This window comes from Pseudomonas entomophila (assembly GCF_018417595.1).
Lineage (GTDB): Bacteria > Pseudomonadota > Gammaproteobacteria > Pseudomonadales > Pseudomonadaceae > Aquipseudomonas > Aquipseudomonas entomophila_C.
This window is the reverse complement of record NZ_CP070982.1, coordinates 4,067,325-4,091,522: the sequence shown is the minus strand read 5'-3', so window position 1 is coordinate 4,091,522 and position 24,198 is coordinate 4,067,325. Positions and strand designations below refer to the sequence as shown.

The following is a 24,198-nucleotide window of genomic DNA, read 5'->3' as shown; positions in this document are numbered from 1 at the left end:
TGCTTATTCTTTCTTCAGCAGGCGTACTGCCAGCACATCGCAAGGCGCGCCATGCAGCACGTCATTGGCGGTGGAGCCCAGCAGTAGCGCCAAACCATGGCGGCCATGGCTGCCGACCACGATCAGGTCGCACTTCTGATCCTTGGCCAGTTGATGGATCTCCTGGCGCGGCTGGCCATAGACCAGGTGCGAATCGCCACGGTTGATATCCGGGTACTTGTTGAACAGGCGGTCCATGCGCTCCTTGGCCTGGTCGAACTGCTGCTGTTGCAGCTGCGAGAGGTCCATTGGCACATCGCCACCAAAGGCCATGGCCATGGGCTCGACGATGTGCACCAGCGAGACCTTGGCGCCGCTGGCCAGGGCAATGGCCTTGGCGCGCTTGATCACCGGGTCGCATTCTTCGGTCAGGTCGACGGCGACCAGAAGGTGTTCGTAGGACATGAGCATGACTCCTGACAATCGCGATAGAAGAAGTATGGTCGCTTTCGCGCGGGTCTTCCGTGAATCCTGACTAACCCGCTCATTTGCAACGCTTTATAAGGTCTACAGATATGACGGTATGGCTGGTGGTGTCAATCCTTGCGGTGGTGCTCAGCCCGCTCGCCTGGTTGCGCCCTTCGCGCAAGCAAAGCGAGCAGATGAACCTGCGCCTGGAAGGGCGGCGCATGGGGCTGGCCATGCAACTGGCGCCGCAACAGTGGCCGCACTGGCTGGAGCAGGAACCCCCCAGCCCGTGCCCGCAGTACCACCGGGCGCGCCGCAAGGGGCATGAAGACAGCTGGTGCTACTGGCAGATCACCCCGGGCATCTGGTGGAACCAGTGGCGTGAGCCTTGCGCGGATCCGCACCACCTCGAGGTCCTGGTCCGCTTGCCGGAGACTGTCTACAAACTCGAGGCTGACAGCCGCATGATCGCGTTGTACTGGAGCGAGCGTGGCGACAAATCTGTATTGCAGGATATTGCCCACGCACTCGAAACCCTCGCCTGACCGGTCGTGACGACAACGGGGCGCGTACGAGCAGTGATGCTCGTACGCGCCCCGTTGTCGTTTCTGCTCGGCAGAAAAGGGCCAGGCAGGCCGGAACTGAAGTGTGCAGCTCCAGTGTAGCTGCCGTTGGTGGCGCGTTTGGAAAAAGTAGGGTTCGTCGCTCAAGGATGGTTTATCGCTGACATGAATGGTCGGCGATCACTGTCATCATGTTTCACCCGCCGCCAGTGGAGAGTGACCGGAAAGTCGCGTTTTCACGGTGTGCGCGAGCATTTGACAACGCCGTTCTTTTCGGAGAATGTGTGCACACCCGAATCAAACGGGCGTATGAATTGAGCGTTTGTATGTCAGACGGCTCTTACAGAATCCCGATTAGCGCGCCGACGGGTGTGCCTGTGGCGAGGGACCGGCAGACCGGACCTTGCGTCAGCGATCGGCGTGTACAGTTCAGCTTCCATATCGTGGAGATCAGTTGATGATTTACGAAGGTAAAGCCATCACGGTTAAGGCTCTTGAAAGCGGCATCGTCGAACTGAAGTTCGACCTCAAGGGTGAGTCCGTCAACAAGTTCAACCGCCTCACCCTGAACGAGCTGCGTCAGGCAGTGGACGCCATCAAGGCCGACGCTTCGGTCAAGGGCGTGATCGTCAGCAGCGGCAAGGACGTGTTCATCGTCGGCGCCGACATCACCGAGTTCGTCGACAACTTCAAGCTGCCCGAGGCCGAACTGGTCGCCGGCAACCTGGAAGCCAACCGCATTTTCAGCGACTTCGAAGACCTCGAAGTACCAACCGTCGCCGCCATCAATGGCATCGCCCTGGGCGGTGGCCTGGAGATGTGCCTGGCGGCCGACTACCGGATCATGTCCAGCAGCGCCAAGATCGGCCTGCCGGAAGTCAAGCTGGGCATCTACCCAGGTTTCGGCGGTACCGTGCGTCTGCCGCGCCTGATCGGCTCGGACAACGCCATCGAGTGGATCGCTGCCGGTAAAGAGAACCGCGCCGAAGACGCGCTGAAAGTCGGCGCCGTCGACGCAGTGGTCGCCCCTGAACTGCTGCAGGCCGGTGCCCTGGACCTGATCAAGCGCGCCATCAGCGGCGAGCTGGACCACAAGGCCAAGCGCCAGCCCAAGCTCGAGAAGCTCAAGCTCAACGCCATCGAACAGATGATGGCCTTCGAGACCGCCAAGGGCTTCGTTGCCGGCCAGGCCGGCCCGAACTACCCGGCGCCGGTCGAAGCCATCAAGACCATCCAGAAAGCCGCCAACTTCGGTCGCGACAAGGCTCTGGAAGTCGAGGCCGCCGGCTTCGCCAAGCTGGCCCGTACTTCGGTAGCCGAAAGCCTGATCGGCCTGTTCCTGAACGACCAGGAGCTCAAGCGCAAGGCCAAGGCTCATGACGAAATCGCCCACGACGTGAAGCAGGCCGCCGTGCTCGGCGCCGGTATCATGGGTGGCGGCATCGCCTATCAGTCGGCGGTCAAGGGCACCCCGATCCTGATGAAGGATATCCGCGAGGAAGCCATCCAGCTGGGCCTGAACGAAGCCTCCAAGCTGCTCGGCAAGCGCGTCGAGAAAGGTCGCCTGACCCCGGCGAAGATGGCCGAGGCGCTCAACGCCATTCGCCCGACCCTGTCCTACGGCGATTTCGGCAATGTCGACATCGTTGTCGAAGCCGTGGTCGAAAACCCGAAGGTCAAGCAGGCCGTGCTGGCGGAAGTGGAAGGGCAGGTGAAGGAAGACGCGATCCTCGCCTCCAACACCTCGACCATCTCCATCAACCTGCTGGCCAAGGCGCTCAAGCGCCCTGAGAACTTCGTCGGCATGCACTTCTTCAACCCGGTGCACATGATGCCGCTGGTCGAAGTCATTCGTGGCGAGAAGTCCAGTGAAGTGGCGGTCGCCACCACCGTGGCCTACGCGAAGAAAATGGGCAAGAACCCGATCGTGGTCAACGACTGCCCGGGCTTCCTGGTCAACCGCGTGCTGTTCCCGTACTTCGGCGGTTTCGCCAAGCTGGTCAGCGCAGGCGTCGACTTCGTGCGCATCGACAAGGTCATGGAAAAGTTCGGCTGGCCAATGGGCCCGGCCTACCTGATGGACGTGGTCGGCATCGACACCGGCCACCATGGTCGCGACGTGATGGCCGAGGGCTTCCCGGACCGCATGAAGGATGATCGCCGCTCCGCCGTCGACGCCCTGTATGAGGCCAACCGCCTGGGCCAGAAGAACGGCAAGGGCTTCTACGCCTACGAGACCGACAAGCGCGGCAAACCGAAAAAAGTCGCCGACGCCAGCGTGCTCGACGTGCTCAAGCCGATCATCTTCGAACAGCGTGAAGTCAGCGACGAAGACATCATCAACTGGATGATGGTCCCGCTGTGCCTGGAAACCGTGCGCTGCCTGGAAGACGGCATCGTCGAGACCGCCGCCGAAGCCGACATGGGCCTGGTCTACGGCATCGGTTTCCCTCCCTTCCGCGGTGGCGCGCTGCGCTACATCGATTCGATCGGGGTCGCCGAGTTCGTCGCACTGGCCGACAAGTACGCCGACCTGGGGCCGCTGTACCACGCCACGGCGAAGCTGCGCGAAATGGCCAAGAACGGCCAGCGCTTCTTCAACTGAGCGCCCAACGAGCTAGAGCGAGATTATTGATATGAGCCTGAATCCAAGAGACGTGGTGATTGTCGACTTCGGTCGCACGCCAATGGGCCGCTCCAAGGGTGGCATGCACCGCAACACCCGCGCCGAAGACATGTCCGCGCACCTGATCAGCAAGCTGCTGGAGCGCAACGACAAGATCGACCCGAAAGAAGTCGAGGACGTGATCTGGGGCTGCGTCAACCAGACCATGGAGCAGGGTTGGAACATCGCCCGCATGGCGTCGTTGATGACCCCGATCCCGCATACCTCCGCCGCGCAAACCGTCAGCCGCCTGTGCGGCTCGTCGATGAGCGCGCTGCACACCGCCGCCCAGGCGATCATGACCGGCAACGGCGACGTGTTCGTTATCGGTGGTGTCGAGCACATGGGCCACGTCAGCATGATGCACGGCGTCGACCCCAACCCGCACCTGTCCTTGCACGCTGCCAAGGCCTCCGGGATGATGGGCCTCACCGCTGAAATGCTCGGTAAGATGCACGGCATCACCCGTGAGCAACAGGATCTGTTCGGTGTGCGTTCGCACCAGCTCGCCCACAAGGCGACGGTCGAAGGCAAGTTCAAGGACGAGATCATCCCGATGCAGGGGTATGACGAGAACGGCTTCCTGAAGGTCTTCGACTTCGACGAAACCATTCGCCCGGAAACCACCCTCGAAGGCCTGGCGTCGCTCAAGCCTGCGTTCAACCCGAAAGGCGGCACCGTGACGGCGGGTACCTCTTCGCAGATCACCGACGGCGCCTCGTGCATGATCGTCATGTCCGGCCAGCGCGCCATGGACCTGGGGATCCAGCCGCTGGCGGTCATCCGCTCGATGGCTGTTGCGGGTGTCGACCCGGCGATCATGGGCTACGGCCCGGTGCCTTCGACGCAGAAAGCCCTCAAGCGCGCCGGCCTGACGATGGCTGACATCGACTTCATCGAGCTCAACGAAGCCTTCGCCGCACAGGCCCTGCCCGTGCTGAAAGATCTGAAAGTGCTCGACAAGATGGATGAGAAGGTTAACCTGCACGGCGGCGCCATCGCCCTGGGCCACCCGTTCGGTTGCTCCGGTGCGCGGATTTCCGGCACCCTGCTCAACGTCATGAAGCAGAATGGCGGCACGCTCGGCGTTGCCACCATGTGCGTCGGCCTCGGTCAAGGCATCACCACTGTCTTCGAACGCGTCTGATCGCGTTGCAAGCCAGCAGCCGGGGCCATGTGCCCCGGTTTTTGTTTTTTACAGGATTTGTTCAAGAGGCTGAGTGACATGCAGATACAACCCGGTGTGTACCGGCACTACAAAGGGCCTGAGTATCGTGTGTTCGGCGCCGCGCGCCACTCCGAAAGCGAAGAGTGGGTGGTGTTCTACCAGGCCCTGTACGGTGAGTTCGGGCTCTGGGTTCGCCCTCTTTCGATGTTCCTCGAGTCGGTCGAGGTTGACGGCGAGCAGGTGCCACGCTTTGCTTTGGTCAAGGCCGAAGAAGGGTTGTCCGGGCTGTTGGCCCAGGCAGGCGAGTAAGCGTCCGCGCTTGACCTCACTCTTTTGCCACTATATATAGCGGTGCCGCGTCTGGCACCTGACGCGTTTTTCATCTTCAGATTCAGGAATACTCCGATCCATGGGCAAATCGCTGGTCATTGTGGAATCCCCGGCCAAGGCCAAGACCATCAACAAGTACCTGGGCAACCAGTACGTGGTGAAGTCGAGTATCGGCCATATCCGCGACCTCCCCACCAGCGGTTCCGCCAGCGCGAGCAAGGAACCGGCGGCCAAGCGCGGCAAGGCCGCGGGTGAGGCGCCGGCCCTGTCGCCCAAGGAGAAGGCCCGTCGTCAGCTGGTGGCGCGCATGGGGGTCGACCCGGAGGCTGGCTGGAAAGCCAAGTACGAGATCCTTCCCGGCAAGGAGAAGGTCATCGACGAGCTGCGCCGCCTGGCCAAGGATGCCGACACCATCTATCTCGCAACCGACTTGGATCGCGAAGGGGAAGCCATTGCCTGGCACCTGCGCGAAGCCATCGGCGGCGACGACAGCCGCTACAAGCGCGTGGTGTTCAACGAAATCACCAAGAAAGCCATCCAGGAGGCCTTCTCCCAGCCGGGCGACCTCGATATCGATCGGGTCAATGCCCAGCAGGCGCGCCGTTTCCTTGACCGCGTGGTCGGCTACATGGTTTCGCCGCTGCTGTGGGCCAAGATCGCCCGTGGCTTGTCCGCAGGCCGTGTGCAGTCGGTGGCGGTGAAGCTGGTGGTCGAGCGTGAGCGCGAGATCCGTGCGTTCAACCCGGAAGAATACTGGGAAGTCCACGCCGACCTGGGCACCGCCAAGAATGCCAAGGTGCGTTTCGAAGTGGCGCGTGAGAAGGGTGAAGCCTTCAAGCCGCTCAACGAAGCCCAGGCCATGGCGGCGCTGGAGAAGCTCAAGGCGTCCAGCTACAGCGTGGTCAAGCGCGAAGACCGTCCGACCAGCAGCAAGCCGTCGGCGCCGTTCATCACCTCGACGCTGCAGCAGGCTGCGAGCAACCGCCTGGGCTTCGGTGTGAAGAAGACCATGATGATGGCCCAGCGTCTCTACGAAGCGGGCTACATCACCTACATGCGTACCGACTCGACCAACCTGTCGACCGACGCGGTGGAGATGGCGCGCAGCTACATCGAGAACGAGTTCGGCAAGCAATACCTGCCGGACGCTCCCGTGGTGTACGGCAGCAAGGAAGGCGCCCAGGAGGCGCACGAGGCGATCCGCCCATCCGACGTCAACACCCACCCAACCAAACTCAGTGGCATGGAGCGCGACGCCGAGCGCCTGTACGAGCTGATCTGGCGCCAGTTCCTGGCCTGCCAGATGCCGCCGGCGCAGTACCTGTCCACCAGTGTCACCGTGGCGGCCGGCGATTTCGAGCTGCGCGCCAAAGGCCGCATTCTGAAGTTTGACGGTTACACCCGTGTGCTGCCACAGCAGAGCAAACCGGGCGAAGATGATGTGCTGCCGGAAATGGCCCAGGGCGAAGCGCTCAAGCTGATCCAGCTCGACCCCAGCCAGCACTTCACCAAGCCGCCGGCACGCTTCACCGAGGCCAGCCTGGTCAAGGAAATGGAAAAGCGCGGCATCGGCCGCCCATCGACCTACGCGGCGATCATTTCCACCATCCAGGACCGTGGCTACGTCACGCTGCACAATCGCCGTTTCTACTCCGAGAAGATGGGCGATATCGTTACCGAGCGTCTGTCCGAAAGCTTCGCCAACCTGATGGACTACGGCTTCACCGCCGGCATGGAAGAAAACCTCGACGACGTGGCTCAGGGCGAGCGTGACTGGAAGAACGTCCTCGACGAATTCTATGGCGACTTCAGCAAGAAGCTGCTGACGGCTGAGTCCGCTGAAAACGGCATGCGTGCCAACCAGCCGACCTTGACCAACATCGCCTGCAAGGAGTGCGGGCGGCCAATGATGATCCGCACCGCGTCCACGGGCGTATTCCTCGGTTGCTCTGGCTACAGCCTGCCACCCAAGGAGCGCTGCAAGGCGACCGTCAACCTGGTGCCGGGCGATGAAATCGCTGCCGACGACGAGGGTGAGTCCGAGTCGCTGGTGCTGCGTGGCAAGCACCGCTGCCCGATCTGTGCGACGGCGATGGACGCCTACCTGCTCGACGAGAAGCGCAAGCTGCATATCTGTGGCAACAACCCGGATTGTGCAGGTTACGAGATCGAAGAGGGCAGCTACCGCATCAAGGGCTATGAAGGGCCGAGCCTGGAGTGCGACAAGTGCGGCAGCGAGATGCAGCTCAAGACCGGCCGTTTCGGCAAGTTCTTCGGCTGCACCAACGCGACCTGCAAGAACACCCGCAAGTTGCTCAAGAGCGGCGAGGCGGCGCCACCGAAGATGGACAAGGTGGACATGCCGGAGCTCAAGTGCGAGAAGGTCGATGACACATACGTGCTGCGTGATGGTGCCTCGGGGCTGTTCCTGGCCGCCAGCCAGTTCCCGAAAAACCGCGAGACCCGCGCGCCGTTGGTGCTGGAGATTGTGCCGCACAAGCACGAGATCGATCCTAAGTATCACTTCCTCTGCGACGCACCGCAGAAAGACCCTGATGGCCGTCCAGCGGTGATTCGCTATAGCCGCAAGACCAAGGAGCAGTACGTGCAGTCCGAGGTTGACGGCAAGCCGACCGGCTGGAAAGCGTTCTTCGACGGCAAGGCGTGGAAGGTCGAAGACAAGCGCTGATCGATCACGCCTGTATTGGGGCCGCTTCGCGGCCCCAATTCGTTTGTGCTTGCGGGAAGGCCGGGCTTTCCCCGACACTGGGTTATCGCCTTGCTGCCCATGGGAGGTCATCGAAAATGGCCCAGGAACTCTACACCCGCACCAATCAGAAACTGTTCTTCGCAGGCCTTGCACTGGAATCCATGGCCAAGGCTGAGGCAAGTGGGGCGATGAATGCTCAGGGCTTGGTCCAGGCCGAGCGTGAAGCGGCATTGTTCCACCTGTATGGCGCTTTGCTGGGGTTGTGCCACGAAATCGCTGGTTTCTATCGCCTGCCCCAGGCGTCGGCCGCGCAGGCCGAGCTGCTGCTCAATGACGAAACACTGCGTAGCGTGGCGATTCCGGAAATGGCCGAGATGCTGGAGCTGGCGCGGCAATCGGAAACCTGGCTGGCACGTTTGCTTGCAACTTATGCCGAATTGTTCCGACCGCCGGTCGCGAAGAAAATGGCCAAGACCGACGTCACCCAGCCGCTGATCCAGGCTGTCAATCTCGATGAGGCCGAGCCCTTGGTGCTTTCCCGCGAGGAGCTGGAGGCCTGGCGGCAGAACTTGAAAGACCTGGTGAGACGATTCCGCGACGCGCTGAGTGAGTGCTGACAGCATCCATGGCTGGTACAATGCCGGCCTTTCGTGAAAAGCAGGCCCTATATGTCAACGTCCTTCCTAGAAATTGTCGAGTTGCCTGATGGCCGGATCGAGCTGCGCCGTGCCGAGGATGAGGGTTCCCTGGTAACCCTGGATTTCTCCGAGGATGCCAAGGCATTTCTGCAAGGACAGCATGTGGAAGTGGCCAAGGCCATGCTCAGTGTGGGTGTGCAGATGGCCGGCAAGCTGGTCGAGGGCGACTTCGAGCGTGACGAGGGGGCGCGGGTTCTTCATTGACCCGCTGGCAAGCGTTTGACAGGCAAAGCCTGAACATCAGCCGAGGCGGATGTTCAGGCTTTGTGCGTTTCCGGTGACGGCGGCGCGCAGCAATTGCTGTCGGGTGCTGTTGTTGAGGTTACCCAGCCAGCTGACGACCGTATGGCTACGCCCTAGTCGCAATGCCTCGCAGGCGAGCTGCAGGGCGCTCTGGTTGCCACCGGGCTGCAACAGCAGAATGCGTTCACGGTTCAGGCCTGCCTCGCGCAGCCAGGCCTGGGTGACGTTGCCGGGTGGCGCGATGAGGGTCAGCCAGCGGGTTTCGTCTTCCTCGCTGAGCTCCCGCAGGACGGGGGCCAACAGGCTCTGGCAGTGCCCAGGCGCGCCACGCAACGCCAGTTCACTGAACAGTTCGGGCTGGGAGCTCTTGCGTGGCTGTTCACTGGCCTTGAGGCCTGGTAGTACCGGCTGGGCAAGAAAGGCCTCGAACAGCGGCAACTGGGCTTGCAGGGGAGCTTGGATGAACGGCTGCATGACGCCTCCTGGTTCAGCGGCGAAGTACGCCGACGCTCAAGCCCTCGATCACCAGCTCCTGTTCCTTCAGGTCGACTTCGATGGGGGCGAATTCGGGGTTTTCGGCAATCAGCCAGACCTTGCTGCCTTCACGCTTGAAGCGCTTGACGGTGACTTCGTCGCCGATGCGGGCCACGACCACCTGGCCGTTGCGGGCTTCGCGGGTGGTGTGCACGGCCAGCAGGTCGCCGTCGAAGATGCCGATGTCCTTCATGCTCATGCCGTGCACACGAAGAAGGTAGTCGGCGCGCGGATGGAAGAAGGCCGGGTTGATATTGCAGGATTCCTCGATGTGCTGTTCGGCGAGGATCGGTGCGCCGGCAGCGACCCGGCCAATGATGGGGAGGCCGTTGTCCTCGGCCTTTGCTTCGAGGCCGGGGATGCGAATGCCGCGCGAGGCGCCGGGGGTCATCTCGATGGCACCCTTGCGCGCCAGGGCCTTGAGGTGTTCCTCGGCGGCGTTGGGCGACTTGAAGCCCAGCTCCTGGGCGATCTCCGCGCGGGTCGGGGGGAAGCCGTTGTCTTCGAGGCAGCGTTTGATGAAAGCCAGAATCTCGGCTTGGCGTGGCGTCAGTTTCAGCATGGGCGAGGGCTCTGTCTTTTTATACAGTGACTGGGATTATATACAGTAAGAAGCCAGCTGCAAGCTACAAGCTGCAAGAAGCAGTGTGCGTCGGGCGCATCTTGTCGCTTGCAGCTTGCGGCTTGGCGCTTTTAAATGGCGACCGCCCGGTCACCGAGCCTTGACATCGGCAGGCCTGAAACGTATGTTTCAAACAACTGTTTGTCAGGTGGAGTAGTCATGGCCCAGTCGGAAACCGTCGAACGTATCCTCGATGCGGCGGAGCAGCTGTTCGCGGAGCGCGGGTTCGCGGAAACCTCGTTGCGGCTGATCACCAGCAAGGCTGGGGTCAACCTGGCGGCGGTGAACTATCACTTCGGCTCGAAGAAGGCCCTGATCCAGGCAGTCTTCTCGCGTTTTCTCGGCCCTTTCTGCGCCAGCCTCGAGCGTGAACTGGATCGCCGCCAGGCGCAGCAGAAGGCTTCGCTCGAAGAGTTGCTGGAAATGCTGGTCGAGCAGGCGCTCGCCGTACAGCCGCGCAGCAACAACGACCTGTCCATCTTCATGCGCCTGCTGGGGTTGGCATTCAGCCAGAGCCAGGGCCACTTGCGCCGCTACCTGGAGGACATGTACGGCAAGGTGTTCCGCCGCTACATGCTGCTGGTCCACGAAGCCGCCCCGCGCATCCCTCCGCTGGAGTTGTTCTGGCGCGTGCACTTCATGCTGGGGGCCGCGGCATTCAGCATGTCCGGGATCAAGGCCCTGCGCGCCATCGCCGAAACCGATTTCGGTATCAATACCTCGATCGAGCAGGTCATGCGCCTGATGGTGCCGTTCCTGGCTGCCGGCATGCGTGCCGACACGGGGGTTACCGACGAGGCCATGTCCGCCGCGCAACTGCGGCCGCGAAGCAAGAGCGGCGCATCCGCCAAGGCCTGACACTGGGCGCAGGAGGGCGCTTCGGCTAAGCTAGCGCCCATGCTCGACCTCGATTTCCTGCACATATCCCTCGCCGACCAGTGCCTCTATGGCTTTAGCCATGGGACGCTGCATTTGCGCCTGCCGATCTCTTCGGCGCGCAATGGTGCGGGGGAACTGAGCGGCTCCGGTTGCACGCCGCGAGGCCTGCACCGGGTGCGTGCGAAGATTGGCGCGGGCCTGCCGAGGGGCGCGGTCCTTTGCGGGCGACGCTGGACCGGCGAAGTCTGGTCGCCGGCACTGCACGCGCAGTATCCGGGGCGCGACTGGATCCTCAGCCGCATTCTCTGGCTCGGTGGCTGCGAGCTGGGCATCAACCGCCTCGGTGAAGTCGACACCTTCCGCCGCTACATCTACCTGCATGGCACACCCGACACTGAACCTATGGGTATCCCGCTGTCCCATGGTTGTGTGCGCCTGCGCAACACCGACCTGCTTGACCTGTTCGATCGCGTGCCGGCCGGCTGCCGTGTGCGGATTGACGAGGCTGCCTGCCCGCACTGGGCCTCCCTGGATCTTCAATGAAGGACTCGCTATGACTGTCAGCCTGCAAGGCTCTCTGATGGTGGACATCGCCGGTAAATGGCTGACTGCCGAAGACCGGCACCTGTTGCGCCAGCCCGAAGTGGCCGGCCTGATCATCTTTGCCCGCAACATCGACAGCCCGCGCCAGGTGCGCGAGCTGTGCGCGTCGATCCGTGCCATTCGCCCCGACCTCATCCTCGCCGTCGATCAGGAAGGTGGGCGGGTGCAGCGCCTGCGCGAGGGCTTCGTGCGCCTGCCGGCCATGCGCGCGATCGCCGACAACGCCAATGCCGAGTACCTGGCCGAGCAATGCGGCTGGCTGATGGCGACCGAGGTGCTGGCGGTCGGCCTGGACCTGAGTTTCGCCCCGGTGCTGGATCTCGACCACCAGCGCAGCGCGGTGGTTGGCAGCCGTGCCTTCGAAGGTGATCCCGAGCGTGCCACGCAGCTGGCGGGTGCCTTCATTCGTGGCATGAACGCTGCTGGCATGGCGGCCTGCGGTAAGCATTTTCCGGGGCACGGCTGGGCCGAGGCCGACTCCCATGTGGCCATCCCGGTGGATGAGCGCAGCCTTGAGCAGCTGCGCGTGGCCGACCTGGTGCCGTTCACGCGCTTGAGTGGCCAGCTGGCGGCGGTGATGCCGGCCCATGTCATCTACCCGCAGGTCGACAACCAGCCGGCCGGTTTCTCCCGTCGCTGGTTGCAGGAAATCCTGCGCGGCGAGCTGGGCTTCGACGGGGTGATCTTCAGCGATGACCTGTCCATGGCCGGCGCCCATGTGGTGGGGGATGCCGCCAGCCGCATCGAGGCGGCGTTGAGCGCCGGTTGCGACATGGGCCTGGTGTGCAACGACCGGGCTGCGGCGGAGCTGGCGCTGAGCGCGGCGCAGCGCATGAAGGTCAAGCCGTCGCCGCGGATCGCGCGGATGCGCGGGCAGGGCTTCGCCCGTACCGACTACCGCCAGCAGCCGCGCTGGCTGGAGGCGCTGGGGGCGTTGAAGGATGCGCAGTTGATCGATTGATCTGAGGTATGCCTCTCTGGCCTCCGGCGGGCGTACCCGCGAAGAGGCCAGCATCGCGCTCTAGCGCCCGCGCTTGCCCGGCAACGGCGCGAACAGCGCTTCGATCTCCTCGTCCCCCATCCTCCACTGCCCAGTCTGCCCGCCATCGAGCAAGCCGGCGGCCAGTGCCGCCTTCTCCTGTTGCAGCAGCTGGATCTTCTCTTCCACCGTGCCCCGGGTGATCAGCTTGAACACGAACACAGGCTTGTCCTGGCCGATGCGGTAGGCACGGTCGGTGGCCTGGTTCTCGCTGGCCGGGTTCCACCAGGGGTCGTAGTGGATGACGGTGTCGGCGGCGGTCAGGTTCAGGCCGGTGCCTCCCGCCTTGAGGCTGATCAGGAACACATCGCTTTCGCCATTCTGGAACTGCTGCACCGGCGCGCGACGGTCGCGGGTGTCGCCGGTCAGCAGGCTGTAGCGGATGCCGCGCTTCTCCAGCTCGAACTCGATCAGCGCCAGCATCGAGGTGAACTGCGAGAACAGCAGCACCTTGCGCCCCTCGCTCAGCAGTTCTTCGAGCATCTCCAGCAGGCTGCCAAGCTTGCCCTTGTCGGCGAATGTGCCCTTGATCTCGGTACCCTTGACCAGGCGCAGGTCACAGCAGACCTGGCGCAGCTTGAGCAGGGCGTCGAGGATGACGATCTGGCTGCGTGCCGCGCCGCTGCGCGCGATCTCTTCGCGGACCTTCTTGTCCATCGCCACCCGCACCGCCTCATAAGTGTCGCGTTGTGCGTCGCTGAGCTCCACCCAATGGATCATCTCGGTCTTGGCCGGCAGCTCGGTCGCCACCTGCTCCTTGGTGCGGCGCAGCAGGAACGGGCGGATACGGCTGGCCAGATGGGCCATGCGTTCCGTATCGCCATGGCGCTCGATCGGGGTGCGGTAGTCCTGGGTGAAGCGCTTGCTGTCACCCAGCCAGCCGGGCATCAGGAAGTGGAAGATCGACCACAGCTCGCCCAGGTTGTTTTCCATGGGCGTGCCGGTCAGGCACAGACGCTGGTTGGCCTGCAGCTCGCGCACGGCCTGGGCGGCCTTGCTGGTGCTGCTCTTGATGTTCTGCGCCTCGTCCAGCACCAGCAGGTGCCAGGGCTGCGCCTTGAGGTGTTCGAGGTCGCGGGGGGCGAGGGCGTAGGTGGTCAGCACCAGGTCGTATTCGCCCAGTGCCGCGAAGTGCTTGCTGCGTCCCGGCCCGTGCAGGGCCAATACGCGCAGGTCGGGGGCGAAGCGCTGGGCTTCGTCGAGCCAGTTGGGCACCAGGCTGGTGGGCATCACGGCCAATGCCGGGCTGGTCAGGCGTCCGGCCTGTTTTTCCAGCAGCAGGTGGGCGAGGGTCTGCAGGGTCTTGCCTAGGCCCATGTCATCGCCGAGGATGCCGCCGGTGCCCATTTCACGCAGGGCCTGCAGCCAGTTCAGGCCTTGTTGCTGGTAGGGGCGCAGCGTGGCGTTCAGGCCTGTGGGCGGGGCGACCTGCAGGTCGCGGGCGTCACGCAGGCGTCGGCCGAGGTCGCGAACATGGGTGCCGCCTTCCCACTGCAGGGGCAGGTGTTCGATGTCGTTCAGGCGCGCGGCGTCGGCGCGCTCCAGGCGCAGGCTGGGGCCGACGGCGTCTTCATGCAGATAGAGCTCGCCGAGGGTGTTCATCACAGCCTTGATACGGCCATAGGGCAGGGCGACGCGCAGCGCCGGGCTGTCCTGGCGAGCGCGGTTGAGGTCGATCAGCAGGTGCTCGTCGTCGCTGCGCCGGGCCAGCTCGCTGGGGCGCAGCAGCTCCGGGCTGGCGCGCAGCAATTGCAGGACGATGGGCAGCAGGCTGTGGCGTTGGCCATCGACGACGATGCCCAGCTCCAGGTCGAACCATTCGTGCCCCGGCGCCTCCTCGATGGTGGCGTACCAGTCATCGACCTCGTGCAGGTTGAAGGCGAAGTCGCGGTGCACGTCGATTGTCCAGCCTGCGTCGCGAAGGCGCGGCAGGCCTTCGCGGGCGAAGCGCAGCCAGGCTTCGTCATCGGGTAGCTGGTGCATCTCGCCAGCGCTGTCGGGCAGGGCCTTGCTCTGGCGGGTGGCGGGCTTGAAGCCGAAGTCGCGCAGCACCTTGCGCAGCGCCTGTTCAGCCTGGGGCTGGCGGCGGATGCGCTGGCTGGTGCTGCCCACCAGGCGCGTCAGTGGTTTGTCGTCACTGCTGCTGGCACGCAGGCCGTCGTAGTCGAACGACAGGGCGGCGCGGTGCTGCATCTGGCGCTGCATGCGCCCGGTCTTGGGCGTGTAGGCGCTGAACTCGAGGCTGCCGAGGGTCAGTCGCCCGCGGGGGGCGATGCTTTCGATCTGCTCGCTGCTGACGGCGGTTGGGGTGGGGACTTGGCGGTTCAAGGCGTTCAATCGATGACTCAAGGGGACAATCAGGTGTTCGGGTACCAGGGGCGCCCGCGCAAGCTGGTGGGCAATGAAGGGGTCGAGGTCGTGCAGCAACTTGCCGAGGTGATGATTGCGTGGGTCCACATAGAACAACGGGTCGGTGGGGACTACCTGCAGCGCAACCTGGCCTTCATGGTGCCAAGCGCCTTGGTAACTGCCGCTGTCCAGCCTGACCCAGCGGAACTCAGCATGCAGAGCTGGCCCGCAAACCAGGGGTGTTTGTTCCTGCTCGTACAGCAGCTTGCCGCTGGCCAGGGCGTAGCCCAGCAGTTCCGCGCCTTGTTTGCCCTCCAGTTTCACCACGGGGAGTGCCCCCCGGCTACAGGTATCGATCAGGCGCAGCAGTCGAACATCATCTTCCGTGACGTAGCGTGGGGTGTAGTAGATCAGTTCGGGCAGCGCTGTCACCCGGCTGAATTTCAAGTTGCCGTCCGCTTGCCGGGTGCCTTTGACGGCTTCCAGTCGGTAATGCTCGTGGTCGCTCTGGATTCGAAAGTAAATGGCTGGGCCTTTGCGCACCGGTTCACGGTGAGCGGTGGGAAGGGCTGGCGCCTCGAGTGCCTCGACCCATTGGTCGAGATCGGGTGGCAAGGACAGTGCAGCCTGCTCCTGGGGCAGCGGCGCTTGCAGATCGCTTGCGTTGTCCAGCAGGTGGAACAGCGCCGCCATGCAGTGTTTGCAATTGATGCCGACGGGGCAGCTGCATTTTCCGAACACGCGCAGGTCGGCGCCGTTGAGTATCAGGTGGATGGTTTGGTGGTAGCGCTGGCCTCCCGAACCCTGGCAGATCGCCTCGGCGGTATTGCCGTGCAGTGACAGGGTCCGGGAGTGGCCCTGGGCGGCATAGGCGCGTCCGCGGGTCAGGGCACCGGCATCGATGTGGTCAACCCAGTCGGGATGCTCCCTGAGCAATTGCAGCACATCACCGTCGCTCACCTCACTGCTCCATCATCTCCGGGTCCGGCAGCGGCATCTTGCGCATGCCGGCAGGTGTGACCTTGAGCAGCACGGCCAGGTGCCCGCCATCGAGGAAGGTCAGTTGCCCGGCCTTCATGTTGCTGTTGCTCTGCTTGAACTGCTCGCTGCGCAGTACGCTGCCATTGCCGTCCAGTTCGTTGACCCAGAGGTTGGCTTCGACACTGATGAAGCGGTCTTCGCCGATACTCAAGTTGCCTTCGATGGGGAAGTGGCCGAACTGTTCTTCGCCAGCGCCCAGGGCGATCTTGTCACCGTCCTGTTGCCAGGCCTTGTGCAGCAGCACGGTGTAGCTCGGGGTAGCCTGCAGGCGGGTGATCTCGTCATCCAGCGCCGTTGGGCGTTCGGCGGCTTTTTCCAGGCGCGGGGCACCGTTGCTCCAGTTTTCCGGGGCGAATGGGCTGGTCACGGCCGGTACGGCGTTCTGCCGTACGAGGATCATTTCGACCTGATAGGGGCCTGCGGCGAACGCGGCTGGCGCGAGCAGCGCCAGCAACAGGGTCAGGCTACGAATGGCACGCATGGAGCTTCCTTAGTTTGTTTGTGGGGTCAGGCGCTCGAACAGCGCTTCGAGTGTGTTGAAACGTTCGTCCGGGCGCTCCATCGGCACGAGGAAGCGGAACTGGGTCGCGCCTTCGAACTTGTAGCGTTTGGGCTGGCCCTGGATCAGCTTGATCAAGGTCAGCGGGTCGACCGGGGTTTCGGCCTCGAACTCGAGCTTGCCGCCGTTGGGGCCGGCGTCGACTTTCTTGATGCCGAGCTTTTCCGCCAGCAGCTTGAGCGAGGTCAGGCGCATCAGGTTCTTGGTTGGTTCCGGCAGCAGGCCGAAGCGGTCGATCATCTCCACCTGCAGGTCCTTGAGGCCGTCTTCATCGGCTGCGGAAGCAATGCGTTTGTAGAGGATCAGGCGCGCATGCACGTCGGGCAGGTAGTCCTCGGGGATCAGTGCCGGCAGGCGCAGGTTGATCTCCGGGCCGCCACCGAGCGGTTGCTCGAGGTTGGGTTGGTTGCCCTTGCGGATGGCCTTGACCGCACGCTCGAGCATTTCCATGTACAGGGTGAAACCCACTGCCTGGATCTGCCCGCTCTGGCCTTCGCCGAGCAGTTCGCCGGCGCCGCGGATTTCCAGGTCGTTGGTGGCCAGGACAAAGCCTGCGCCGAGGTCCTGGGTGTTGGCGATGGCCTCCAGGCGCTTTTCGGCGTCGGCGCTGATCTGCTGGCGCGGCGGTGTCAGCAGGTAGGCATAAGCTTGGTGGTGGCTACGGCCGACCCGGCCGCGCAACTGGTGTAGTTGCGCCAGGCCGAACTTGTCGGCGCGCTCGATGACGATGGTGTTGGCGCTGGGCACGTCGATGCCGGTCTCGATGATGGTCGAGGCGATCAGCACGTTGAAGCGCTTGTGGTAGAAGTCGCTCATCACCTGTTCGAGCTCGCGTTCGCGCATCTGCCCGTGGCCGATGCCGATGCGGGCCTCGGGCACCAGTTCGGCAAGCTCGGCGGCGCATTTCTCGATGGTCTTGACGTCGTTGTGCAGGTAGTACACCTGGCCGCCGCGCAACAGCTCGCGCAGCAGTGCTTCCTTGACGGTGCTCTTGTTCTGCTCCATGACGAAGGTACGCACCGACAGGCGTCGCGCCGGGGGCGTGGCGATGATCGACAGGTCGCGCATGCCCGACACCGCCATGTTCAGCGTGCGCGGGATAGGGGTCGCGGTCAGGGTGAGGATGTCCACTTCGCTGCGCAGGGCTTTGAGCTGTTCCTTCTGACGCACACCGAAGCGGTGTTCCTCGTCGATGATGGCCAGGCCCAGGTCCTTGAAGCGCACATCGTCCTGCAGCAGCTTGTGGGTACCGATGAGAATGTCGATCTTGCCTTCGGCCAGCTCCGCCGCCGCGGTGGCGACTTCCTTGGCTGACTTGAAACGGCTCATCACCTCGACGGTCACCGGCCAGTCGGCGAAGCGGTCGCGGAAGCTGTTGTAGTGCTGCTGGGCGAGCAGCGTGGTGGGCACCAGCACCGCCACCTGGCGGCCGCTGTGCACAGCGATGAACGCAGCGCGCATGGCCACTTCGGTCTTGCCGAAGCCGACGTCGCCGCAGACCAGGCGGTCCATGGGCTGGCCGGCGAGCATGTCGGCCCGCACTGCTTCGATGGCCGCCTGCTGGTCGGGCGTCTCTTCGAACGGGAAGCCGGCGCTGAAGGTGGCGTAGTCGGCGGCCGGGTCGGCGAATGCATAGCCTTTGCGCGCGGCGCGGCGGGCGTAGATGTCGAGCAGTTCGGCGGCCACGTCGCGCACTTGCTCGGCGGCCTTGCGCTTGGCTTTCTGCCAGGCTTCGGAGCCCAGCCGGTGCAGTGGCGCCAGGGCATCGTCGCTGCCGGTGTAGCGGGCGATCAAGTGCAGGTTGGCCACCGGCACGTAGAGTTTGGCGCCCTCGGCGTACTCGAGGGTGAGGAATTCGGCGGCCTGGCCATCGATCTCCAGTGTCGCCAGGCCCAGATAGCGACCCACGCCGTGGTCGATATGCACCACCGGCGCGCCTTCACGCAGTTCGGTGAGGTTCTTGATCACTGCGTCGTTGGCCGCCTCGCCGCGTTTTTCGCGGCGACGGCGCTGCATCACGCGCTGGCCGAACAATGGGCTTTCGGCGACCAGAGCGATGGCCGGGTCGTCCAGCAGCAGGCCGTCGTCGAGCGGAGCGATGGTGATCGCCAGGCGCTCTTTTCCGGTGACGAAATCGGCCCAGCCGTCGACGGTCTGCGGGCGCAGCTTCAGGCGTTCGAGCAGCTCCAGCAGCACTTCGCGCCGGCCCGCCGATTCTGCCGTGAACAGCACGCGGCCGGAGAACTGGTCAAGGAAGTTCGCCAGCTCCGCCAGCGGCTGGTTGGCCTTGGCCTCGATGGCCAGATTGGGCAGGGCGCGGGCCGGGAAGCGCTCGCGGCCGACGCCGGGATCGAGGTCTTCGCTGCTGACCACTACCCGTGGCCATTGCTTCAGGCGGGCGAAGCAGTCCTCGACCGGGAGGAACAGTTCGGCGGGCGGCAACAGCGGGCGAGTCAGGTCGCCGCGGCGCTCTTCGTAGCGCCCGCGCACGTCGTTCCAGAAGTGTTCGGCCGCCTGTTCGACGCCAGGCAGCGAGAACACCTGGGTGTCCGCCGGCAGGTAGTCGAACAGTGTTGCGGTTTCCTCGAAGAACAACGGCAGGTAGTACTCGATGCCGGCCGGGATGATGCCGCTGGTCAGGTCCTGGAAGATCGCGCTGCGGCGGAAGTCGACATCGAAGCGCTCGCGGAAGCGGGCCTTGAAGCGGGTCACCTCGTCCTTCTGCATGGGGAACTCGCGCGCCGGCAGCAGGCGCACCGATTCGACCTTGTCGATCGAACGTTGTGTTTCCGGGTCGAAGGTGCGCAGCGTCTCGATCTCGTCGTCGAACAGGTCGATGCGGTAGGGCTGCTTGCTGCCCATCGGGTACAGGTCGATCAATGCGCCACGCACGGCGAACTCGCCATGCTCGTAGACGGTGTCGACACAGCGGTAGCCGCTGGCTTCCAGGCGTGTGCGCATCTGCTCGACATCGATTTTCTGCCCCACGTCCAGCACCAGGCTGCCGCCCAGCAGGAAGCGCGTGGGGGCGAGGCGGTGCAGGGCGGTGGTGACCGGCACTACAAGAATGCCGTGGTCGAGCTCCGGCAGCCGGTAGAGGCTGGCGATGCGCTGGGAGATGATGTCCTGGTGCGGCGAGAACAGGTCGTAGGGCAGGGTTTCCCAATCGGGGAAGGGCAGCACCGGCAGCTCCGGCGCAAAGAAGCGCAGCTCCTGTTCCAGGCGGTCGGCGGCTTGGCTGTCGGCGGTCAGCAGCAGGGTGAAGCGACCGGCGGTGCTGGCGGCCTCGGCGATGGCCAGGCTCAAGGCGGCACCGGGCAGGTTGCCCCAGGTTTGTTTGCCGGCCGTGGCCGACATGTGCGGAAGGCGCAGAACTGACACGGGAGATCGGGCTCCAAGCGTTGCGGCAAAGAGGTCGATTGTACCGGTGACCGGGCTCGCTGTCAGGCTCGAAAGGGCAGGGCGACGGGTGTTGCGGTCGACGACAGGCGCTCATTGCCCGATACGCCGAGGGGCGTCATAATGTAGCCCCTTTTTTGTTCCCCTACATGTGGAAGGTTACCGTGACTCAGAAGCCCGACCAGTGTCTTGGTGAGTGGATCGACCGTGAAGCCCTGGCTGAAGCGATGATCCCGCTTATCGGTCAGCTCTACCGCAACAACAACGTGGTGAGCTCGATCTATGGCCGCAGCCTGATCAACCGTTCGGTTATCTCGATTCTCAAAGCCCACCGCTTTGCCCGTCACCGCCAGGCCGACGAGACCGAGCTGTCCGTCCACGAGACGTTCCCCCTGCTCAAAGCCATGAGCGAGCTGAAACTGGGCGCCGCTTCGGTCGACCTGGGCAAGCTGGCCAACAAGTTCAAGGCCGAAGGCAATGGCCGCAGCGCTGAACAGTTCGTCCGTGACGAACTGGCCGACGTGGTGGGTCAGCAGAACGCTTCCGCACGCAAGGGCACCGACGTCGTCCTGTACGGCTTCGGCCGCATCGGCCGCCTGCTGGCGCGCATCCTGATCGAGAAGACCGGTGGTGGCGACGGCCTGCGCCTGCGCGCCATCGTCGTGCGCAAGGGTGCCGAGAACGACCTGACCAAGCGCGCCAGCCTGCTGCGTCGTGACTCGGTACACGGTCCGTTCGACGGCACCATCGTCATCGACGAGGCAAACAACACCATCACCGCCAATGGCAACCTGATCCAGGTGATCTACGCCAAGAGCCCGAGCGAAGTCGACTACACCCAGTACGGCATCAACGATGCCCTGATCGTCGACAACACCGGTGTATGGCGTGACGCCGACGGCCTCGGCCAGCACCTGGCCTGCCCAGGCGCCGCCCGCGTGATCCTCACCGCACCTGGCAAGGGCGCGCTGAAGAACATCGTGCACGGCATCAACCACGGTGACATCACCGCCGACGACAAGATCGTCTCGGCCGCCTCCTGCACCACCAACGCCATCGTGCCGGTGCTCAAGGCTGTCAACGACAAGTACGGCATCATCAACGGCCACGTCGAAACCGTTCACTCGTTCACCAACGACCAGAACCTGATCGACAACTTCCACAAGGGCAGCCGTCGTGGCCGCGCCGCGCCATTGAACATGGTCATCACCGAGACCGGTGCTGCCACCGCCGCCGCCAAGGCACTGCCAGTGCTCAAGGGCAAGTTGACCGGCAACGCGATCCGCGTACCGACACCGAACGTGTCGATGGCCATTCTCAACCTGAACCTGGAAAAGGCCACCAACCGCGACGAAATCAACGAGTACCTGCGCCAGACCGCCATGCACTCGGAACTGCACAAGCAGATCGACTACGTCAGCTCCCAGGAAGTGGTTTCGACCGACTTCGTGGGTTCGCGCCACGCCGGTGTGGTCGACGCCGAGGCGACCATCTGCAACGACAACCGTGTCGTCCTGTATGTCTGGTACGACAACGAGTTCGGCTACAGCTGCCAGGTCGTTCGCGTGATGGAAGAGATGGCCGGTGTGAACCCGCCAGCGTTTCCACGCTGATTCGCTTGTAATGTGTTGAAGAAACGGGAACCTTCGGGTTCCCGTTTTTTTGTCCGGCCATTGTGTTGCCTGTGCCGGCCTCTTCGCGGGTATACCCGCGAAGAGGTCGGTGCAGCCAGCCGAGAACTCGAATTTGCGTACGGTTCTCCTGTTCACCTTCATGATCCTCGCCGCCTGCGACCAAGGCCCCACCCTCGAGCGCTTCGGCGGCCCGACCATGGGCAGCAGCTACAGCATCCAGTACGTCCGCCAGCCTGGTGGCCCCGCGCCCGAGCAGGTGCAAGCTGCGGTCGAGAGTATCCTCCAGACCATCGATGCGCATTACTCCACCTATCGCGGCGACTCCACCGTCAGCCACTTCAACCAACTGCCGGCCAACCAGTGCCTGCCCATCGACAATGACCTGCGCGAACTGGTCACCTTCGGCCAACTGCTCGCCGAGCAGAGCCAGGGGGCATACGACCTTACCGTCGAGCCGCTGCTCGATCTCTGGGGCTTCGGGCCGCAGTCGCGGGAGATGCAGGTGCCGGAACCCCGGGCGCTGGCCCGCGCCCGCCAGCGGGTGGGCTACCAGCATTTACGCATAGAGGCGGGCACACTGTGCAAGGACGCCCCGGTCGAGTTGGACTTCAACAGCATCGCCGCCGGCCATGCCGTCGACCTGATCGCCGAACGCCTGCTGGCCATGGGCATCGACAGCTTCCTGGCCGAAGCCACCGGCGAACTCAAGGCGGTCGGCCGCAAGCCCGACGGCAGTCCCTGGCGAGTGGCGCTGGAACTGCCGCGCGAGGATCGCCAGATCGCCCGCCAGGTCATTCCGGTGCAGGGGCTGGCGGTGTCGACCTCGGGTGACTATCGCCACTATTTCGAGGACAATGGCCGGCGCTATTCGCACACCTTCGATGCCCGTCTGGGGCGCCCGGTCGAACATGACCTGGCGGCAGTGACGGTGCTCGACGTTTCAGCGCTCCAGGCAGACGGTTACTCGACGTTGCTGCTGATCCTCGGGCCAGAGCGCGGCTGGGACTTCGCCGTCGCCCATGATCTGGCAGCGGTGCTGGTGACCCGGGCCGAAGGTGGCTTCGTCTCCCGTTCCACGCCTGCGTTCGACAGGGCGTTGAAAGGCGAATGAAAGGCAAGGCACGGATGATCGCCACCACGGACCCGGTGAAACCACATGTAGTGCAGGCAACAGTGGCCTACGACGCGACCAAGGGTTAATGTGCGCGGCGTTCACGCTTGATTAGACTGCACCCGAATTTTCTCATGGCGCCCCGGCGACATGATCGCGCCCCGCGGCCATCCGGCCGGCGGGCCAGTTCTGAAGGAGTACGCATGGCTGTCTACAACTACGACGTAGTGGTGCTGGGTTCCGGCCCGGCCGGAGAAGGCGCGGCAATGAACGCCGCCAAAGCAGGGCGCAAGGTGGCGATGGTCGACAGCCGTCGCCAGGTTGGCGGCAACTGCACCCATCTTGGCACCATCCCGTCCAAGGCACTGCGTCACTCGGTGCGGCAGATCATGCAGTTCAACACCAACCCGATGTTCCGCGCCATCGGTGAGCCGCGCTGGTTCTCCTTCCCCGACGTGCTCAAGAGCGCCGAGAAGGTCATCAGCAAGCAGGTCGCCTCGCGTACCGGCTACTACGCGCGCAACCGGGTCGACGTGTTCTTCGGCACCGGCAGCTTCGCCGACGAGCAGACCGTCGAAGTGGTCTGCCCCAACGGCGTGGTCGAAAAACTGGTGGCCAAGCACATCATCATCGCCACCGGTTCGCGCCCGTATCGCCCGGCCGACATCGACTTCCACCACCCGCGCGTCTACGACAGCGACACCATCCTCAGCCTCAGCCACACTCCACGCAAGCTGATCGTCTACGGTGCTGGGGTGATCGGTTGCGAATATGCCTCGATCTTCAGTGGCCTGGGCGTGCTGGTGGAGCTTGTCGACAACCGCGGCCAGTTGCTGAGCTTCCTGGATTCGGAGATCTCCCAGGCGCTGAGCTACCACTTCAGCAACAACAACATCACCGTGCGCCACAACGAGGAGTACGAGCGGGTCGAGGGGCTGGACAACGGTGTGGTGCTGCACCTGAAATCGGGCAAGAAGATCAAGGCCGACGCCCTGCTGTGGTGCAATGGCCGTACCGGCAACACCGACAAGCTGGGCCTGGAGAACATTGGCATCAAGGTCAACAGCCGTGGCCAGATCGAAGTGGACCAGGCCTACCGCACCAGCGTGCCGAACATCTACGGTGCCGGTGACGTGATCGGCTGGCCGAGCCTGGCCAGTGCTGCCCACGACCAGGGTCGCTCGGCGGCCGGCAGCATCGTCGACAACGGCAGCTGGCGCTTCGTCGATGACGTGCCCACCGGCATCTACACCATTCCGGAGATCAGCTCGATCGGCAAGAACGAGCAGGAACTGACGCAAGCCAAGGTGCCATACGAAGTGGGCAAGGCCTTCTTCAAGAGCATGGCGCGGGCGCAGATCGCCGGCGAGCCGCAGGGTATGCTGAAGATCCTGTTCCACCGCGAAACCCTGGAGATCCTGGGCGTGCACTGCTTTGGTTACCAGGCCTCGGAGATCGTCCACATCGGCCAGGCGATCATGAACCAGCCGGGTGAGCAGAACAACCTGAAGTACTTCGTCAACACCACGTTCAACTACCCGACCATGGCCGAAGCCTATCGGGTAGCTGCCTATGATGGTTTGAACCGGCTTTTTTGAGCGGCT

General features: G+C 63.8%; 19 protein-coding genes. 13 read left to right on the top strand and 6 right to left on the bottom strand.

Annotated features, from left to right (window positions below):
• Positions 1 to 3: 3 nt before the first annotated feature.
• On the bottom strand, positions 4 to 444 hold the full coding sequence (locus JYG34_RS17725; protein ID WP_213657660.1) for a universal stress protein: 441 nt from the start codon (positions 442 to 444) through the stop codon (positions 4 to 6).
• A gap of 110 nt (positions 445 to 554) precedes the next feature.
• On the opposite strand from JYG34_RS17725, the gene JYG34_RS17720 reads away from it, so the two are divergent.
• The 7 genes from JYG34_RS17720 (at position 555) to JYG34_RS17690 (ending at position 8,785) form a co-directional block, all read left to right on the top strand.
• Positions 555 to 992, top strand: a complete 438-nt coding sequence (locus JYG34_RS17720) for a hypothetical protein (RefSeq protein WP_213657659.1) — start codon at positions 555 to 557, stop codon at positions 990 to 992.
• A 475-nt stretch (positions 993 to 1,467) separates the two neighbouring features.
• On the top strand, positions 1,468 to 3,615 hold the full coding sequence (gene fadB, locus JYG34_RS17715; RefSeq protein WP_213657658.1) for a fatty acid oxidation complex subunit alpha FadB: 2,148 nt from the start codon (positions 1,468 to 1,470) through the stop codon (positions 3,613 to 3,615).
• A 31-nt stretch (positions 3,616 to 3,646) separates the two neighbouring features.
• Positions 3,647 to 4,822 (top strand): acetyl-CoA C-acyltransferase FadA, encoded by a 1,176-nt coding sequence (fadA, locus tag JYG34_RS17710; RefSeq protein WP_011534824.1) that lies wholly within the window; start codon positions 3,647 to 3,649, stop codon positions 4,820 to 4,822.
• A gap of 78 nt (positions 4,823 to 4,900) precedes the next feature.
• Entirely contained in the window at positions 4,901 to 5,152 is a 252-nt protein-coding gene (locus JYG34_RS17705) for a DUF1653 domain-containing protein (protein ID WP_213657657.1), read from the top strand.
• Positions 5,153 to 5,252: 100 nt separating this feature from the next.
• Positions 5,253 to 7,862, top strand: coding sequence for a type I DNA topoisomerase (topA, locus tag JYG34_RS17700; protein ID WP_213657656.1), 2,610 nt, complete (start codon positions 5,253 to 5,255; stop codon positions 7,860 to 7,862).
• A gap of 116 nt (positions 7,863 to 7,978) precedes the next feature.
• Positions 7,979 to 8,500, top strand: coding sequence for a DUF6586 family protein (locus JYG34_RS17695; RefSeq protein ID WP_213657655.1), 522 nt, complete (start codon positions 7,979 to 7,981; stop codon positions 8,498 to 8,500).
• 51 nt (positions 8,501 to 8,551) lie between these two features.
• Positions 8,552 to 8,785, top strand: coding sequence for a hypothetical protein (locus JYG34_RS17690; RefSeq protein WP_213657654.1), 234 nt, complete (start codon positions 8,552 to 8,554; stop codon positions 8,783 to 8,785).
• A gap of 36 nt (positions 8,786 to 8,821) precedes the next feature.
• On the opposite strand, the gene sulA is transcribed toward JYG34_RS17690, so the two are convergent.
• Both sulA and lexA read right to left on the bottom strand, forming a co-directional pair.
• Complete coding sequence (gene sulA, locus JYG34_RS17685) at positions 8,822 to 9,298, bottom strand: SOS-induced cell division inhibitor SulA (protein ID WP_213657653.1); 477 nt, start codon at positions 9,296 to 9,298, stop codon at positions 8,822 to 8,824.
• Positions 9,299 to 9,311: 13 nt separating this feature from the next.
• Positions 9,312 to 9,920 (bottom strand): transcriptional repressor LexA, encoded by a 609-nt coding sequence (gene lexA / locus JYG34_RS17680; RefSeq protein ID WP_213657652.1) that lies wholly within the window; start codon positions 9,918 to 9,920, stop codon positions 9,312 to 9,314.
• Between the two features lie 219 nt (positions 9,921 to 10,139).
• Between lexA and JYG34_RS17675 the strand changes: the two genes are divergently transcribed.
• The 3 genes from JYG34_RS17675 to nagZ are packed head-to-tail and all read left to right on the top strand — an operon-like array spanning position 10,140 to position 12,423.
• A complete protein-coding gene (locus JYG34_RS17675; protein WP_213657651.1) occupies positions 10,140 to 10,838 on the top strand; it encodes a TetR/AcrR family transcriptional regulator in 699 nt (232 codons plus the stop codon).
• A 39-nt stretch (positions 10,839 to 10,877) separates the two neighbouring features.
• A complete protein-coding gene (locus tag JYG34_RS17670; protein WP_213657650.1) occupies positions 10,878 to 11,402 on the top strand; it encodes a L,D-transpeptidase in 525 nt (174 codons plus the stop codon).
• A gap of 22 nt (positions 11,403 to 11,424) precedes the next feature.
• A complete protein-coding gene (gene nagZ, locus JYG34_RS17665; RefSeq protein ID WP_213661211.1) occupies positions 11,425 to 12,423 on the top strand; it encodes a beta-N-acetylhexosaminidase in 999 nt (332 codons plus the stop codon).
• Between the two features lie 60 nt (positions 12,424 to 12,483).
• Here the strand turns inward: nagZ and JYG34_RS17660 are convergent, their stop codons facing one another.
• The 3 genes from JYG34_RS17660 to mfd are packed head-to-tail and all read right to left on the bottom strand — an operon-like array spanning position 12,484 to position 19,831.
• On the bottom strand, positions 12,484 to 15,810 hold the full coding sequence (locus JYG34_RS17660) for a DEAD/DEAH box helicase (protein ID WP_213657649.1): 3,327 nt from the start codon (positions 15,808 to 15,810) through the stop codon (positions 12,484 to 12,486).
• A gap of 1 nt (position 15,811) precedes the next feature.
• Positions 15,812 to 16,372: a CsiV family protein gene (locus JYG34_RS17655; protein WP_213657648.1), complete on the bottom strand. Its 561-nt coding sequence runs from the start codon at positions 16,370 to 16,372 to the stop codon at positions 15,812 to 15,814.
• Between the two features lie 9 nt (positions 16,373 to 16,381).
• The gene (gene mfd / locus JYG34_RS17650) at positions 16,382 to 19,831 is read right to left on the bottom strand and encodes a transcription-repair coupling factor (protein ID WP_213657647.1); all 3,450 of its coding nucleotides are present in this window, start codon (positions 19,829 to 19,831) and stop codon (positions 16,382 to 16,384) included.
• A gap of 167 nt (positions 19,832 to 19,998) precedes the next feature.
• Here mfd and JYG34_RS17645 point away from each other — a divergent pair, with 167 nt between their 5' ends.
• The 3 genes from JYG34_RS17645 to sthA all read left to right on the top strand — a co-directional run bounded on the left by JYG34_RS17645 (position 19,999) and on the right by sthA (position 24,192).
• Positions 19,999 to 21,462 (top strand): glyceraldehyde-3-phosphate dehydrogenase, encoded by a 1,464-nt coding sequence (locus tag JYG34_RS17645; protein ID WP_213657646.1) that lies wholly within the window; start codon positions 19,999 to 20,001, stop codon positions 21,460 to 21,462.
• 133 nt (positions 21,463 to 21,595) lie between these two features.
• Complete coding sequence (locus JYG34_RS17640; protein ID WP_213657645.1) at positions 21,596 to 22,594, top strand: FAD:protein FMN transferase; 999 nt, start codon at positions 21,596 to 21,598, stop codon at positions 22,592 to 22,594.
• Between the two features lie 203 nt (positions 22,595 to 22,797).
• Entirely contained in the window at positions 22,798 to 24,192 is a 1,395-nt protein-coding gene (gene sthA / locus JYG34_RS17635) for a Si-specific NAD(P)(+) transhydrogenase (protein WP_213657644.1), read from the top strand.
• The last annotated feature ends 6 nt before the right edge of the window (positions 24,193 to 24,198 follow it).

What these genes read in the sequence shown, in the direction of transcription:
- JYG34_RS17725 (WP_213657660.1), bottom strand. Translation starts at nt 444, where the DNA reads ATGTCCTACGAACACCTTCTGGTCGCCGTCGACCTGACCGAAGAATGC.
- JYG34_RS17720 (WP_213657659.1), top strand. Translation starts at nt 555, where the DNA reads ATGACGGTATGGCTGGTGGTGTCAATCCTTGCGGTGGTGCTCAGCCCG.
- fadB (WP_213657658.1), top strand. Translation starts at nt 1,468, where the DNA reads ATGATTTACGAAGGTAAAGCCATCACGGTTAAGGCTCTTGAAAGCGGC.
- fadA (WP_011534824.1), top strand. Translation starts at nt 3,647, where the DNA reads ATGAGCCTGAATCCAAGAGACGTGGTGATTGTCGACTTCGGTCGCACG.
- JYG34_RS17705 (WP_213657657.1), top strand. Translation starts at nt 4,901, where the DNA reads ATGCAGATACAACCCGGTGTGTACCGGCACTACAAAGGGCCTGAGTAT.
- topA (WP_213657656.1), top strand. Translation starts at nt 5,253, where the DNA reads ATGGGCAAATCGCTGGTCATTGTGGAATCCCCGGCCAAGGCCAAGACC.
- JYG34_RS17695 (WP_213657655.1), top strand. Translation starts at nt 7,979, where the DNA reads ATGGCCCAGGAACTCTACACCCGCACCAATCAGAAACTGTTCTTCGCA.
- JYG34_RS17690 (WP_213657654.1), top strand. Translation starts at nt 8,552, where the DNA reads ATGTCAACGTCCTTCCTAGAAATTGTCGAGTTGCCTGATGGCCGGATC.
- sulA (WP_213657653.1), bottom strand. Translation starts at nt 9,298, where the DNA reads ATGCAGCCGTTCATCCAAGCTCCCCTGCAAGCCCAGTTGCCGCTGTTC.
- lexA (WP_213657652.1), bottom strand. Translation starts at nt 9,920, where the DNA reads ATGCTGAAACTGACGCCACGCCAAGCCGAGATTCTGGCTTTCATCAAA.
- JYG34_RS17675 (WP_213657651.1), top strand. Translation starts at nt 10,140, where the DNA reads ATGGCCCAGTCGGAAACCGTCGAACGTATCCTCGATGCGGCGGAGCAG.
- JYG34_RS17670 (WP_213657650.1), top strand. Translation starts at nt 10,878, where the DNA reads ATGCTCGACCTCGATTTCCTGCACATATCCCTCGCCGACCAGTGCCTC.
- JYG34_RS17655 (WP_213657648.1), bottom strand. Translation starts at nt 16,372, where the DNA reads ATGCGTGCCATTCGTAGCCTGACCCTGTTGCTGGCGCTGCTCGCGCCA.
- JYG34_RS17645 (WP_213657646.1), top strand. Translation starts at nt 19,999, where the DNA reads ATGTGGAAGGTTACCGTGACTCAGAAGCCCGACCAGTGTCTTGGTGAG.
- sthA (WP_213657644.1), top strand. Translation starts at nt 22,798, where the DNA reads ATGGCTGTCTACAACTACGACGTAGTGGTGCTGGGTTCCGGCCCGGCC.